The organism is Pedobacter rhizosphaerae, assembly GCF_900111155.1.
GTDB lineage: Bacteria > Bacteroidota > Bacteroidia > Sphingobacteriales > Sphingobacteriaceae > Pedobacter > Pedobacter rhizosphaerae.
In genome coordinates this window covers 42,843-58,569 of record NZ_FOGG01000012.1, presented here as the reverse complement: position 1 = coordinate 58,569, position 15,727 = coordinate 42,843, and the positions used below count along the sequence as shown (strand labels likewise).

Genomic DNA, 15,727 nt, shown 5'->3' with positions numbered 1-15,727 from the left:
AAGAAAAATATGATTATGAAAAAGATTACACAATTAATATCAGGAGTAGCCTTATTGAGCGGATTAATGATTCTGCCAACATCCTGTAAAAAGAGTTTTTTAGATGAGGAAGTGATTAACTCAAGGAATACTGCCGATTTTCAACGTACTGACGGGTTGGACGGGTTGGTAATTGGTATGTACCAAAGCTTAAAATTCCATTTTAACTATACCTGGGCTTACACTACCGCTAATTATGGCGTTGATGAATTTACTGTTGGAGGCGACAGAACAGAACAAATGTTCAACTCTTACGATGGGAATTTCAACTCCTTTTCTGGCGATATTGCTTCCATTTTTGATAATATGTATGGCAATATCAATTCGGCCAATATAGTTATTCAAAATGTTCCCCTGTATTATCAGGGAGCGAATAAAAATACGCGTTTAGGCGAAGGTTATTTTATGCGTGCTTTCGATTATTTCAAATTGGTTAAACAATTTGGAGGAGTTCCTTTGAAATTGGAGCCTTCTGAAACTATTCAGGATCAGTTTACCAGAAGTTCGTCCAAAGAAGTTTATGAACAGGTGATCCAGGATTTTATCAAAGCATACGACCTTCTTCCGCCGACCCCTGGTGAAACCGGAAGAATTACCAAATGGGCAGCAGCTCATTTTCTAGCTAAAGCCTACTTATTTAGGGCGAGTGAAATTAATAGCTCATGGAATAGTGATACCAAAGACGCAGATTTACAAAATGCAATCAAATATGCAGATCTTGTCATCAACAGCGGAGCACATACCCTCGCTACTAATTTTAGCGATCTTTGGAATTTCACTACACCAGATGGTCCAAATGAACAAAACAAAGAAGTAATTTTAGCTGCTCAGTTTTCCAATAATACCACTACACAAGGACGTTACGGTAATCAAATCCACTTGTATTATCCTTCAGTTTACCAAAATCTTCCTGGTATGGTGAGAGATTTGGCTGGTGGCCGCGAATTTCAGCGAATGAGATCAACGGATTACGCTTTGGATGTGTTTGACAGGGTGAACGACTCGAGATTCTGGAAAAGCTTTAAAACCCGATATATTTGTAACAACCCAGCTGGTGCACCCAAATGGACTTCCGCAAATGCACCTACCCCCGCTCAGGTTGGGCAAGTTAAATTTGTGGGTGGCGAAGAGTCTATCCTTTACATTGTAAACAATGCCGGAGATACCCGCTACACAGCAATAGACCCTAATGCAACGGTGGCCTTACCAACCGACATTAGTCGCCGTAAACCTAATATGTATGTAAGATACTTTGCCGGACAACCCCAAAGTTATTTGAATACACATGGAAATTATGGTGTAAGTCAGTTTGTTGCTTTATCTAAATTTATGGATGGCTCAAGAAATCTGGTTGCTTCACAATTTGGCCAACGCGATGGCATATTAGCCCGCCTAGCAGAAACCTATTTAATTGCAGCAGAAGCATATGGAAGATTAGGCCAATTTGCGCAAGCGATTCCTTATTTGAACAAAGTTAGAGATCGTGCAGCCTATAAAGAGGGCGAAAACAGAGAAAGCTATGTAGATGGTGGTGTTGCTTACAAAACTAACCCGGCTACAAATGCCACTGCCCTTTCTTCATATTCTGATAAAAACACATATTTCGAATCGAACAACATACCTGCTACTACGGCAAGTACATTATCAGCATTACACTTAAACACAGAGGCTGACATTTTTAACTCGAACAAAGATTTTTATGATAAAATCGGGGCAAGTTCTAACACTGATAAGTTTATTGCCTATATTTTAAATGAAAGATCAAGAGAATTAATGGGCGAATTGATGAGATGGGAAGATTTAGCCAGAACCAAAACTTTAGTATCCCGTACAGCTGCTTTTAATGCAGAGGCTAAACCGCAGGACAACAAACACTATCTACGCCCGATACCGCAAAGCTTTTTGGATGTAATTAAAAATAATGGTGCTCCTTTAACATCAGCAGAAAAACAAGCTATGCAGAACCCCGGATGGTAGGCTTATTTAGTCTGGAGTCTAAAGTCTTTAGTCGAGCGTCTTGGAACGCATAAATAAATAAATGAACTACTTAACAAAGAGGTTGTTTCATAAATAAAAATCTGTCATGTTGAGCTTGTCGAAACGTCCTCAATGCTATTAACTTAAGGGGAAAACTAAAATGGATTGTCATCCTGAGCCTGTCGAAGGGTAATCCATTTTAGTTTTCTCCTTATTAATAAGGTCTTCAACTACTTGTCCCGATTTCACATCTGGGAGTTCAGGATGGACAATCGATATTTATGACACAGCCTCTTTGTTTTATCTCAAAAAACTTACAAATAACACAGGATAGTACAGGTTGCCCTTCTAGTTTACCCAAGGTATCTTTAGAATAATAACCCTAACCAAATTGTAACTATCTCATGAAGCACAAGCTATTTGTACTTTTTTGCCTATCCATAATAGGAATCCCGTTAAGTTTTGCTCAAAATTTAAGAAACACCTTCAACTTTAATCCCGGATGGAAATTATACGTTGGCGATATTCAAGGCGCTGAACAAAGCACTTTCGATGATAAAGACTGGAAAGCCATTACCCTACCCTATGCCTGGAATGAAGACGAAGCCTTTAAGAAATCAATAGAAAACCTTAGTACCGGAATCTCCTGGTATAGAAAGCATTTCAAACTTCCAGCCGGATCCTCGAACAAAAAAATATTCCTGGAATTTGAAGGGGTTAGACAGGCAGGAGAATTTTATCTCAATGGAAAATTTATAGGAAGGCATGAAAATGGCGTAATGGCCTTTGGTTTCGATATCAGCGAATTCATCCTTCCCGATCAGGAAAATATACTAGCTGTTAGAATTGATAATGCCTGGAATTACCGCGAAAAGGCAACTAATTCTGGCTACCAATGGAGCGACAAAAACTTTAACGCCAACTATGGTGGTATTTCTAAAAATGTTAGATTGCACCTCACAGGCAAGCTATATCAAACCCTACCGCTTTATTCATTTCTCAAAACTACAGGCAATTACATTTATGCTAAAAACTTCAATATCACCGGAAAAAGCGCCGTAATTGTATCTGAATCAGAAGTGAAAAATGAAACTACTGCCAGTCAATCTGTTCAGTATGAAGTAGAAATTAAAGATGCGGATGGAAAAATTATTAAAACTTACACTTCTGAGCTACTGAACATTGCAGCGGGTGCTACCGCTCAGCTTAAAGCCGAATCGTTAGTGAATGGTTTAAATTTCTGGAGCTGGGGCTATGGCTACCTCTATACTGTAACCTCACGTTTAAAAGTAAATGGCAATACCGTAGATGCGGTAAGCACCAAAACAGGCTTCAGAAAAGCAGAATTCAAGGATGGTATGGTTTACTTAAACGATCGGGTATTGATGATGAAAGGCTATGCACAACGTACAAGTAACGAATGGCCAGCTATTGGCTTATCTGTTCCGGCATGGTTAAGCGATTACAGCAACCAGTTGATGGTAGAAAGTAATGCCAATTTGGTTCGCTGGATGCACATCACGCCCTGGAAACAGGATATTGAATCGTGCGACAGAGTAGGACTGATTCAAGCCATGCCAGCAGGCGATGCAGAAAAAGATGTAACTGGTACCCGATGGGATCAGCGAAAATCAGTTATGACGGATGCCATGATTTACAACAGGAATAATCCAAGTATCCTGTTTTACGAGTGTGGAAACGAGTCTATCAGCGCTGCACACATGCAAGAAATGAAGGCGATCAGAGATCAGTATGACCCTAATGGAGGAAGAGCCATCGGATCCAGAGAGATGCTGGATATTCCATCGGCAGAATATGGCGGAGAAATGCTTTATATAAATAAAAGTGCTACTAAACCGCTATGGTCTATGGAATACTCCAGAGATGAAGGTTTAAGAAAATATTGGGATGAGTTCTCCCCACCCTATCACATTAATGGTGCAGGGCCATTACACAACGGCGCTGATGCCAGTACCTACAACAGGAACCAGGATACCCATGCCATCGAAAATATAATCCGCTGGAATGAATATTATGTAGAACGACCAGGAACAGGTACAAGAGTAAGTTCTGGAGGGGTAAACATCATTTTCTCTGATTCAAATACCCACCATCGTGGTGAAGAAAATTACCGCAGAAGCGGTGAAGTAGATGCGATGCGAATTCCGAAAGATGGCTTTTATGCACACCAGGTGATGTGGGATGGCTGGGTAGATGCCAAGAAAACAGGAATCCATTTAATTGGCCACTGGAACTATAAAACAGGAACGAAAAAGAATGTTTATGTGATTGCTGCTGGTGATAAGGCTGAGTTGTTTTTGAACGGAAAATCACTGGGTTTCGGCGAAAAAAGCAACGGTTTCCTTTTTACATTTAAAAATGTTGCCTACCAACCTGGCGCAATCAAGGCTGTTTCTTATAATACTAAAGGTATCAAGCTTGCGGAAACACAATTGAAAACAGCTGGAGAACCAGTGAGTGTTAAGTTAACGAAAATTCAAAACCCAACTGGCTTTAAAGCTGATGGAGCCGATTTAGCCCTGGTTCAGGTAGAAGTTGTAGATGCGGCCGGGAACCGCTGCCCTATTGCCTTGAACATGATTAACTTTGAGTTGAATGGTCCGGCAGAATGGCGCGGCGGAATTGCCCAGGGACCAGATAATTATATCTTGTCTAAACAATTACCCGTTGAGGGTGGGGTAAATAGGGTTTTAATCCGATCTACTACCACAGCAGGCAAAATTAATGTGATTGCAAAAGCGGATGGACTAAAACCAGCTACACTTTCACTGGAAACTTCTCCCGTAAATGTTGAAAATGGATTATCTAATCAGTTTCCTGCTGATGGATTAAAATCAAACCTTCAGCGAGGTGCTGCACCTTCTGCTCCTACCTACAAGCTGAGTAGAAAAGCGGTTAAAATTGTAAGTGCCTCTGCAGGTGCCAACAGCGACAAAGCTAATCTGAGTTACGACGATAATGAATTAAGTGATTGGGTGAATGACGGCAACCTAAATACGGCCTGGATTAAGTATGAACTTGCGCAGGAAACCACCGTAAACCAAGTTCAATTAAAGGTAAACGGTTTCAGGACTAAAGTTTATCCTTTACGCATTTTAGTGGATGGAAAAGAAGTTTTTAAAGGCAATACCGTACCTAGTTTAGGCTATTTTACGGCCATCTGTAAGCCAACTAAAGGAAAAACAGTAACTGTTCAGCTCATGGGATCGGGTAAGGAAACCGATAATTCGAAGATTGGTGTTGAGGTGAACGGAAAGAAACTAGATGATGGCATTGAAAGAGCGGAAACAAAATCAAAAGGTGGTTTAAGTATTATTGAGGCTGAGATTTATACTTTGCCTTAGTGGGGAGTATAAAGAAACTAGTATCAAGTATTTAGTAGCAAGACTGGGAGCCAAAGTCATACTTCCAGACTAGGGACTAACGACTACGGACTAGGTCCTGAATAGAAGTAGCAGGATGAATGAAAGGATTTCTCTGCCATAAAAACCATTGAACATGAAAACAGCTAAAATCAGTCTCCTCGCTATTGCATTATTCGCAGCAGTTCAAGTAGCTTACAGCCAGAACAAAGCCAGCATTGAGGTTAACTTCAATAAGCCTGTTGCCCCAATGAAGCCCATATGGGCCTGGTTTGGATACGATGAGCCCAATTATACCTACATGAAGGATGGGCAGAAATTATTAACCGACATTGCAAGGCTCAGTCCTGTTCCGGTGTATGTACGGGCGCATAACTTACTAACTTCAGGCGATGGAACACCTGCCCTAAAATGGGGATCAACCAATGCTTACACTGAAGATGCCAATGGAAAACCCATCTACAACTGGACTATTGTAGATCGTATTTTCGATACCTATGTAAAACGAGGGATGAAGCCTTTGGCACAAATCGGCTTTATGCCCGAAGCTTTGTCTACAAAACCCATCCCCTATCAGCACCATTGGAAACCGGGTACCCGATATGAGGAAATATTAACAGGCTGGGCCTACCCGCCAAAGGATTATCAGAAATGGAGCAACCTGGTTTATGAATGGGTTAAGCACTGCGTAGAAAGGTATGGCCAAAAAGAAGTAGAAAGCTGGTTTTGGGAAGTTTGGAACGAACCCGATGGTGCTTATTGGAAGAGTACTCAGGCAGATTTCTTTAAGCTATATGATTATGCTGCTGCTGGCCTTAAAAGGGCATTACCAACAGCAAAAATTGGTGGAGCGAATGTTACGGGCGGAGGTAGTAAATATTTAGAAGCTTTTCTTAATCATTGTTTAAAAGATACCAACTATGTAACAGGTAAAATTGGATCCCCATTGGATGCCGTTTTATTTCATGCTAAAGGCTCGCCGAGGGTAGTAAACGGAACGGTCGTGATGAATATCAGGACAGAGCTTCGAAATGTAGATGCCAATTACAAGGTGATCAGTAAATTTCCTCAGCTCAAAAATATTCCGGTCATTATTGGTGAATTTGATCCGGAGGGATGTGCAGCATGTGGCATGTCTACTAATCCTGAAAATGCTTACCGAAACGGCACGATGTACTCGAGCTACACCGCAGCTTCCTTTGCCAGATTATATGAACTCACAGACCAATACAACATCAATCTTTTAGGAGCAGTATCATGGTCGTTCGAATTTGAAAACCAACCCTGGTTTGCTGGCTTCAGAGATTTAGCCACCAATGGCGTAAATAAGCCTGTTTTAAACGTATTCAGGATGTTTGGAAAGATGAGTGGCAATCGTGTAGCCGTTAAAAGTAATCTGATGTATCCTTTAAAAACAGTGCTAGATTCCAGTATTCGTAAACCAATACCAGATATTGGTGTTTTAGCAGCAGGTTCTGAGAAAAGTGCAACAGTATTAGTTTGGAATTACCATGATGAAGATAAGAAAGGTGCTATAGACAGTATTTCTGTCGCTCTGAATGGCTTAACTAAGAAAGAAGTAACGATTACCCATTACCGCATTGATGACGAGCACAGCAATTCTTACGCAGCCTGGAAGCAAATGGGATCACCGCAACAACCTACCCCCGCTCAGATTGCCCAATTGGAAAAATCAAGTGAACTGAAAACGATAGGTAAGCCCATAAAATTTAATCCGGAAAAAGGACCGTTCAAGTTTGTGCTGGCCAGGCAAGGCATTTCGTTATTGAAGATAGATTAGAAATGTGGTGCAAGGTTCTGAAAACCAAGGTTCCAAAACAGCAATATTATTTGATGTTCCGTGACTCACCGAACATCAAATAGTGATGTCTATTTTACTTAACCTTCACCGGCTTCAGCTTTTCGAAAACATCTACAGGTAAGATATTCCCCTGTTCGTCAAATCGCATGGGCGAGATGCAGGTTTCCCGATTATAGCCATTCCCACCTGGAATTTTAAAACGGTGGTAGGCAATGTACCAGTCGTCTGTTCCCGGAACCCGAACCACTGAATGATGTCCGGCACCTTTAACCACGCCTTTTCCTTTTAAAACCGGATGGTTTTCTGCCTTAACAAATGGTCCTAAAGGAGATTTAGAAGTGGCATACGCAACCGAATACCTCGGATCGCGGGTATCGTACTCAGACCACATCAGGTAATAAGTTCCTTTTCTCTTAAACACAAAAGAACCTTCATTATATCCCTTTGGTTTAAAAGTTGCTACCTTGGTACTGTCGTAAGAAACCATATCTGCTCCCAGCTTCACAATATTGCAATTGCCTTGTCCAAAATACAGGTAGGCCTCTCCATCATCATCAACAAAAACCATCGGATCTATCATTTGCCCTTTCAACATTCCTTTTTTAATTAAAGGCTTGCCAAGTGCATCTTTAAAAGGCCCTACAGGCTTATCTGAAACGGCTACACCAATGTTTACATCAGCCGTAAAGTAGTAATAGTATTGACCATTTTTATAGGCAATGGCAGGTGCCCAGGCCCGTGCTTTTGCCCAGCTCAGATCTTTTGGTAAATCCAATATCACTTTTTCGTATTTCCATTTTACCAGATCTTTACTAGACCAGGCGGTAAAACTGCTCGAATTCCATCCTTCCGAACCATCTGTAGTTGGATAAATATAAAATTTGTTGCCAAAGGCAGCAATATGCGGATCGGCATAAACGTTGGGCAGAACTGCAGCCGGCGCATGCAAAGTATCGGTTTGAGCAAGGGCACTACAGGAGAAAAAGGCTACTCCAGCAAGTGTTAATAAAGCATTTTTCATGATCTCCATTTATGGTTTCTTAAGTTAATTTTCGGGTGCCCCGCCCCACTTTTCATTTAAACGTCTGGCTTCTTCTCGGGTGATCCCAATTACGCTGCCATGTCGTGGATAAAAATCCTTGGTAAAAGATTCTGGTGTTGGGGTAAAATGGTACAGATCTTCTGTACGCTGAAATTCGTAGCGATGGTTCGTGTACAAATCATACATCAACACATAAGTTGCAGAATGATTAAGCTTGAAAACACTTGACCCTTCAACCACTATTTTTTTAGCAGAATAGGCATCCAGATAATTGAAATCTTCTTTCCATGGCCCTTGTAAACTTTTAGCGGTTGCTTGCCTGATTCCATTGGCAAATTCTTTTCCTTTTTCGTCCTTGGTATTTCCCTTAAAGAAGAAATGATAGGTACCGTCTTTATAAATAATATCTCCATCAATCGCGCCATATTTCGGACTAAACATCAAGGTTGGTTCATTTTCAAAACCATTAAAATCTGGGTTAGCATAAGCCGAATAGAAATCCAGCTTGGCATCGTCCTTAAATTTGACCGTAAAATAAACCAGATATTTAGCCGCAGCAGGGTCGTAAATAGTTTGCGGTGCCCACACCCATTGTACATTTTTAAATTTTGTGGGATAGCTTTTCTCCAAATCGATAAAGGCATCTGTCCAGTCTGTTAGGTTCGCAGATTTGAGCATCACAATGCCAAGATTATGCCCCCAGCCATTTTTTGCAGTATTCATATCGGTTGCCACCAGATAAAAACTTTTCTCATCTTCTCCCCTCAGAATGTGCGGATCTCTGATCCCCCCCGTTCCAGATATTTTTTCTGAAGGAATAATGGGTTGATTTTTATTCAGTGCAAACCAATTAATGGCATCGGCACTTAGCCCAAACCGCAATTGTTCATCCTTCTCCCTCGGGCCCGAACCTTCAAAGTAGGCAAATAAATAACCATCTAAAGCCTGCTCCTGGTAAGCAATCCATACGGTAAAAGATTTTTTAAGTTTTGCTTTCCCATTTGAAAGGAAGGCCGTAAGCGTTACTTTTATCTTTTTTCCCTTGCGTGGGGAAAGTTTTTTCAATATTCCCTGATCAGAAAGATAGGCTGAATTACTTGATTTCCAGCCAATAACAGACCCATTTTTCCCAATAGAATCGAGGATCAAATTCCAGTGCAAATTCTGACTATAACCAGCCGGGATAAGCAAAGATTGCGCATCGAGCACAACTTTCTGCTGATCGGTACTGTCTTTTTCGTCCCACAGTGCCGCCTTTAAATTTATAGTAATAAAAAGCAGCATTGCAGAAAAAAGTATGGATAAATTAAGCTTCATCATCAATTATTTACCTGTTATACTAAAAACCTTGCTGGCATGTGCTTCAAGCTGTTTAGAAAAAGTAGCACCCGAGCCTTTAATGGTTTCTCCAGTCCACAATTCCTTAGCTTTGTATTCATTTCCAATGCCCAATGCTTTAAGATCAACTGAAATCGTTGCTGCATCTTTATCGCCAATGTTAAACAATGCTAAATAGCGTTCCCCCGTTTTACTATTGCGAGAAGTGATGGCCACCTTTCCATTTTCCATGAACAGTTGACGCACCTCTACTCCATCTTTATGCATTTTAAGGATTTCTTTATTATTGAGTAAGGATAGGGTGAATGCATCGTTAGAAGGAAGATCTCCGCCAAACATCAAGGGAGACCGAAAGATGGTAAAAAACGTCATTAGCGATACCTGTTCATCTTTGGATAAACGTGTCATACGGTCTTTTCCGCGTTCTCCGCGGATGGCAATTCTGCCTAAGGGAATCATATCACAATCTGGCCATGTTCCAGGTGCCGTATAAGCATACCAACCTTGTGCAACATCCATTAAATGAACTAAATCCTTCCAAACATCCCACACATCATCTACCATGCGCCACATATTGGCATGTTCTTTAACGTGGTTAGCATCTGCAACAGGTGTTTCTCCAGGTGAGGTGCTTAAAATGATTTTTCTGCCTGTACGGTCTATCGCCTTTCGGATTAATTCTATCTCTCCCTTGTGGTAAGGGCGGGATAAATCATCTACCTTAATAAAATCTACTCCCCATGAAGCGTATAATTCCAAAATGGAGTTGTAATATTCTTGTGCCCCTGGCTTATCGGCCACAATGGTGTAATTATCCCTCAACCATTTGCATTGTAAATCGGTAGTGTAAATCTGATCGGCAGTAATGCCTTGTGTGCCTTTAATAGGAAGTTTCCTTTTTACCGCTTCTACCGGGATACCCCGCATAATATGGATTCCAAACTTTAAGCCTTTATTGTGTACATAATCGGCCAAAGCCTTAAAACCTTTACCTCCTGGAGCTGAGGGGAAGCGGCCATCATAAGGTAAATACCGGCCATATTCATCCATCACGTACCGTGGATCGGTTTGGTTATAACCACCTGCCTTATCATTTTCAACGAACCAACGAATATCTACCACTACATATTCCCAACCAGCTTTTTTAAGCTTGGCAGCCATATAATCGGCGTTTTTTTTGACTTCAGCTTCTGTTACAGTTGATCCATAACAATCCCAGCTATTCCAGCCCATTGGAGGCGTTTCTGCCCAGCTTTTAAAAGAGGAATTCGTTTGTGCTTGTGTGAACGATGTCATGCCACAAACAAATAAAATGGTTAAGGCTTTTTTAAACATATTTTTATAAATCAGTAAATCATGGTTAGAATTTCATATCCAGTCCCCATCTCCTGGCCAACGCTTGTGCTTCTTTTCGGGTAACCTGAATAACAGCAGGATGTTTAGGTACCCTGAAATTTGTCGATTTCATTACGCCCTCATTGAAACGCCCAAGGTTTTTAAAATTGATAAAATCACTGGTTTCACTGAAACCAAAATTGTGTGGATTGATGCGATAAATATCATATATGAGTACCCATTTATTTTCTCCAATTCTTTTGTAAATGGTTGGAGCTTCACAACCTGCAGGTTCTGGATCATACCATTTTGGGTCGTACTGATACCCGGTATTAACCGAATCAGAAACGGCCTGTTTTATACCCGAAGTGCCATCATGCGAAGCATAAAACATATGGTATTTATTACCTACTTTTGTTATGTCGGCATCTATATACGCTACTTCTTTAGGATATTCAAACAAGGGTTTTGGAAAGGTTTCCATTTTACTAAAATCATCACTCATGTAGGTGTAATAAACCTTTTCCTTCCCAGCGCCATAACGCATGGAAAAGTAAAGCATGGTTTTCTTTTTACCTTCATCGTAAATCATTTCTGGAGCCCAGGCACAGCCAATATTAGCCAGCTCCGGAAATGCCATATCTACCCGTAATACCTGATGTGTCCAGTTGATTAAATCTGGCGACTTCATTAAAACAATACCCCGGTTGTTTCCCCAGCCAAATTGCTTGCCGTCTCGTTCCCATTCCGTATTGCGAAAGCCGGCCTTTTGTCCATAAATATGGAGGTCGGTTAAAGCCAGATAAAACATCCCATCGGGACCACGATAAATATATGGATCGCGAATGCCCTTTTGCTCTGCAATGGTATCTCCTGCTATAATGGGTTTGCCCTGATTAACGTCGGTAAAGCTGTAACCATCCTTGCTTAAAGCCATATACAAACCATGGGTATCGTCTTTAAAATAAACCATCAGGTAGGCCGACATATCTTTTTCCGTTGGTACTTTGTGCCTTTTTTGAGCATTTACATTACCGAATAAAAGGATGTGTAGCAAGATAATGAGGCATGCAAATGGCATTCTGCTCAGTTTCATTTCTGGTTATCATATTTGGTTAAATCAAAAATAAAAAAATAAACGTTAAATCAACGATTATTTAAAAATACTTTTTGTGAGTGGTTTGAGATCCGTGGTTCGTGGCGCACGAATCACAATCGATAATAAATAATTTTTGATGGTCCGTGGGCTACGGACTATACGACAGCATATCAAAAACAAATTATGATCCCGAGGTTCGTGGCGCACGAACCACAATCGATAATAAACAAGTAAGTTTTAATTCATGGCCCGTGAGACACGGACCATGGTACAATTATAACAAATCCATGTAATGCGTTAATATTTGAAATTCATCGATGCCATCATGGTAAAATTTGGCAGAACTCCATTTATAATCCACTGAAAAAGCAACCAAATTCCACATTTCTTGTAAAGGATTTCTATGAATGTAACTTATTTTCTGTTCTAATTTCCCCCGGTTATCCATCAAAATCGCTAAGGCATCGCGTTGCCATATTCTAAATGACCGGGAATGCTCTTGTACCATAAAATGTTGCAACATTTTTTGATTATTTAACTTTAAATCTTTTAAAATTTCGTGGGCTATCTTCTTGTTAAATGATGCAGCAGGCATTTCCTTACCATTAAGCGCTATGTTTTTCCAAACTATATGCACATGGTTAGGCATAATGACGAAGGCGTAAATCTTAATCAATTTCCGGTCTACCAGATCTTTTAGCGTTTCGATGATTAACTGCTTATAGCTCTCTGGCTGCAAAAGTTTTATCCAATCTTTTATGGTAGAAGTCCAAAAATAAGCCTTATTCAAGACCATCTTTGAATTACGTTCCACTTTAAATACCCTGATTTTAGGTCGCATATGCTATCAGTTTTACTAGATTTATGATATAAATCTGGGATAGCATATGACAATAGGTGATGATCACTAATATAGGGATTTTTTAAAGGATTAAAATCACAAATGCTAGTGAATCAGCTTACCATGATTTCGTTTATCAGGCACAAATGATGGTTCGTGGGACACGAACAACGGGACCACAATCAATAATAAATAAATTTATAATGGTTCTCTATGATGGTTCGTGGGTCACGAACCATGGGAGTACAGGATGGGCTTAAAATTGCAATGGTTTATATTTGAATTAACCAAATATCCTATCATGCTTAGTGGGCTTTACACCAAAATTTATACAGGCTTTATATTTTTCTTTATCCTGAATGCTGCTATTTCATTTGCCCAACAACCGGGTAATACCGATGCCATTTATTCTGGTATTCCCTGGTACGATCAAAATGGGAAGGTACTGAGTGCACACGGAGCAAATATCATCAGGGATAATGGCAAGTTTTATCTATTTGGAGAAGCACATAGCGATACGAGTAATGCTTTTGCGGGCTTCAATTGCTATTCTTCAAATGACCTCTACAACTGGAAGTTTGAAAGTATTGCCCTACCGCTGCAAGCAAGTGGTAAACTAGGCCCTAATCGGGTGGGTGAAAGGGTAAAAGTGATGAAAAATCCACATTCCGGCGAGTACTTTATGTTTATGCACGTAGATACCGTAGGTTATAAGGATCAATTTGTGGGCTATGCCACTTCCAGGAACATTACTGGTCCCTATCAATTTAAAGGCGCGATCTTGTTTAACGGTAAGCCCATCAAAAAATGGGATATGGGCACTTTTCAGGATCATGATGGTAAGGGCTATATTCTCACACATGGGGGCGTGATTCACCAGTTGGCAGATGATTATCGATCGATTGTAGCGGAAACCAATAAGCAACTTACTTCTGGCTTTGAATCGCCTACCTTGTTCCGCAAAGGAAATACCTATTTTTTTATCGGTTCTAACCTAACCAGCTGGGAAAAGAACGATAATTACTATTACACAGCCAGTTCTTTGAGTGGCCCATGGACTTCACAGGGTTTATTTGCCCCTAAAGGTAGTTTAACCTGGAATTCGCAAGCTACGTTTGTATTGCCAATTGAGGGCACCAAAGACACTACTTTTATGTTCATGGGCGACAGATGGTCGTACCCAAGGCAATTATCTGCTGCAACTTATGTATGGCAGCCTTTAACCATATCTGGTACATCAATATCCATCCCACAATACCTGCAAGGCTGGCAGGTGAATTTGGAAACAGGAGAAGCTACCCTGGCCAAAACCAATTTCAAAGTAATTGAAAATTCCGACAAAGGGATTCACTATAAGGGTAAATGGGCGCATCTTTCAGATACCATCTCTATAAGCAGAGCGACTAACAAAAACGATTCTTTCAGTTATTCTTTTCATGGGAAACAGATTGGCTTACACAGCTTGGCTTTGCCAGATAATGGCTATGCAAAGATTATCCTTCGAAATAAAAAAGGAAAACTCATCAATCAAAACTTAGTAGACCTCTACAGTAAAACACCAATCGCAGGCTTGGTATACCTCAGTCCTATTCTACCCCATGGAGCATACACTTTAACAGTATCTGTTGCCGGGGAACGTCCAAATTGGTCTGATAAGCGGAAATCGAATTATGGCAGTACGGCAAATACGATTACGGTAGATAAACTAATAATTAGTTATTGAATGAGTGAGTAATTGAATGAGTGAATGACTGAATGAGTGAATGAGTGAATATTGAATGAGTGATTGAAAGAATGATAGAATTAGGGATGAGGAAATTAAAGAACAGTAACATGGGATAAAAATTTTCTACTGCTTAATTTTCTTCAATTAATTACTGATATTCTTGCATATTCTCTTTTAGGCAATGTTAGTTTTGAAATACCTCCATGAGTGTTGATTTCACACCTGCAGTATTTAGAGAATGATGTACAGCCGAGCCAATTTCGGTATGCGCAGCTATCCTGAGTACATTATCGCTATCTGATAAATCTATCGTCCACTCGCTGATATCTTCAAATGCCAGAAGGCAGTTCGAAACCAATTCTACCTCTTCCTTTCTGGTGATTTTGGTGTACATGATGATTATATATTTTGACATATGTGTATAAATAGTTCTTCTTTTTAAAATCTTCTCTTAAATACCGCAGTCATTTTCACCAATAAAGGTTGAAATATCTTCGGGCGAACAAAAGTAATCAATTATTACTAAATAATAATCAATGATTACAAAATTTTATTTTTATTTTTGCTTTATGGAAAAGCACATAGATGAGAAAATAAGGGAAATGGAGGCCATGCAGGATAGAAATTGGCAGCGCCTTATTTTCAATCTTCGCAAACACCTCGACTCCTGGTCGCATCTGAATGTAAGACCCAGCTGGGGCGGAATGAAATTATCCTACTGGCCAATTATCTGTAATATTGGTATTGATGGCTCTACCCCTTCTGAGTTATCGAGAAAGTCGATGATCACTAAACAGAATATCAGCCGAACGATAAAGGAGCTAGAGAAGTTAGGCATGATCACGAGTAAAACGAATGAAGTTGATAAGCGTAGTGATGTACTAATCCTGACCGATGAGGGCAAAAAACTGATTTATGAGGCCAATAGTGATGTGTTGAAAATGAATGAGATTTACAGTGAAATTGTTGGTGCAGAAGAGCTGGAAGTAACCTTAACAGCCCTCAATAAGATTCTTGCTTATCACGAAGACCTTTTGAAGAAAAAGGAAAGGGTTTAATCTGGATTAGCGGGATATGGCGTAAAATATACCGTAAAGCTCTAACACGCACGTCACCCTGGACTTG

Annotated in this window: 11 protein-coding genes; 5 read left to right on the top strand and 6 right to left on the bottom strand. The window is 40.2% G+C overall.

Annotated elements, in window-relative coordinates; genetic code table 11:
- The first annotated feature begins 15 nt into the window (after positions 1–15).
- From BMX11_RS11545 to BMX11_RS11535, 3 genes are all read left to right on the top strand, one after another.
- Positions 16–2,016 (top strand): RagB/SusD family nutrient uptake outer membrane protein, encoded by a 2,001-nt coding sequence (locus BMX11_RS11545; RefSeq protein ID WP_245738645.1) that lies wholly within the window; start codon positions 16–18, stop codon positions 2,014–2,016.
- 404 nt (positions 2,017–2,420) lie between these two features.
- Positions 2,421–5,381, top strand: a complete 2,961-nt coding sequence (locus BMX11_RS11540; RefSeq protein WP_090884360.1) for a glycoside hydrolase family 2 protein — start codon at positions 2,421–2,423, stop codon at positions 5,379–5,381.
- Positions 5,382–5,535: 154 nt separating this feature from the next.
- Positions 5,536–7,200 carry a GH39 family glycosyl hydrolase gene (locus tag BMX11_RS11535; protein WP_090884358.1) on the top strand — a complete coding sequence of 555 codons (1,665 nt, stop codon included), beginning with the start codon at positions 5,536–5,538 and terminating at the stop codon, positions 7,198–7,200.
- Between the two features lie 94 nt (positions 7,201–7,294).
- Here BMX11_RS11535 and BMX11_RS11530 read toward each other — a convergent pair whose 3' ends face one another.
- From BMX11_RS11530 to BMX11_RS11510, 5 genes are all read right to left on the bottom strand, one after another.
- The gene (locus tag BMX11_RS11530) at positions 7,295–8,242 is read right to left on the bottom strand and encodes a family 43 glycosylhydrolase (protein ID WP_217643824.1); all 948 of its coding nucleotides are present in this window, start codon (positions 8,240–8,242) and stop codon (positions 7,295–7,297) included.
- 24 nt (positions 8,243–8,266) lie between these two features.
- Positions 8,267–9,583: a glycoside hydrolase family 43 protein gene (locus BMX11_RS11525; protein WP_217643823.1), complete on the bottom strand. Its 1,317-nt coding sequence runs from the start codon at positions 9,581–9,583 to the stop codon at positions 8,267–8,269.
- 3 nt (positions 9,584–9,586) lie between these two features.
- Entirely contained in the window at positions 9,587–10,936 is a 1,350-nt protein-coding gene (locus BMX11_RS11520; RefSeq protein ID WP_090884353.1) for a glycoside hydrolase family 27 protein, read from the bottom strand.
- 25 nt (positions 10,937–10,961) lie between these two features.
- A complete protein-coding gene (locus tag BMX11_RS11515) occupies positions 10,962–12,032 on the bottom strand; it encodes a glycoside hydrolase family 43 protein (RefSeq protein ID WP_090884350.1) in 1,071 nt (356 codons plus the stop codon).
- 277 nt (positions 12,033–12,309) lie between these two features.
- Entirely contained in the window at positions 12,310–12,876 is a 567-nt protein-coding gene (locus tag BMX11_RS11510; RefSeq protein ID WP_217643822.1) for a transposase, read from the bottom strand.
- Between the two features lie 301 nt (positions 12,877–13,177).
- Here BMX11_RS11510 and BMX11_RS11505 point away from each other — a divergent pair, with 301 nt between their 5' ends.
- On the top strand, positions 13,178–14,599 hold the full coding sequence (locus BMX11_RS11505; protein ID WP_090884347.1) for a family 43 glycosylhydrolase: 1,422 nt from the start codon (positions 13,178–13,180) through the stop codon (positions 14,597–14,599).
- 187 nt (positions 14,600–14,786) lie between these two features.
- Here BMX11_RS11505 and BMX11_RS11500 read toward each other — a convergent pair whose 3' ends face one another.
- The gene (locus BMX11_RS11500; protein ID WP_139180173.1) at positions 14,787–15,017 is read right to left on the bottom strand and encodes a hypothetical protein; all 231 of its coding nucleotides are present in this window, start codon (positions 15,015–15,017) and stop codon (positions 14,787–14,789) included.
- Between the two features lie 154 nt (positions 15,018–15,171).
- Between BMX11_RS11500 and BMX11_RS11495 the strand changes: the two genes are divergently transcribed.
- Complete coding sequence (locus BMX11_RS11495) at positions 15,172–15,660, top strand: MarR family winged helix-turn-helix transcriptional regulator (RefSeq protein ID WP_175474540.1); 489 nt, start codon at positions 15,172–15,174, stop codon at positions 15,658–15,660.
- Positions 15,661–15,727 lie beyond the last annotated feature (67 nt).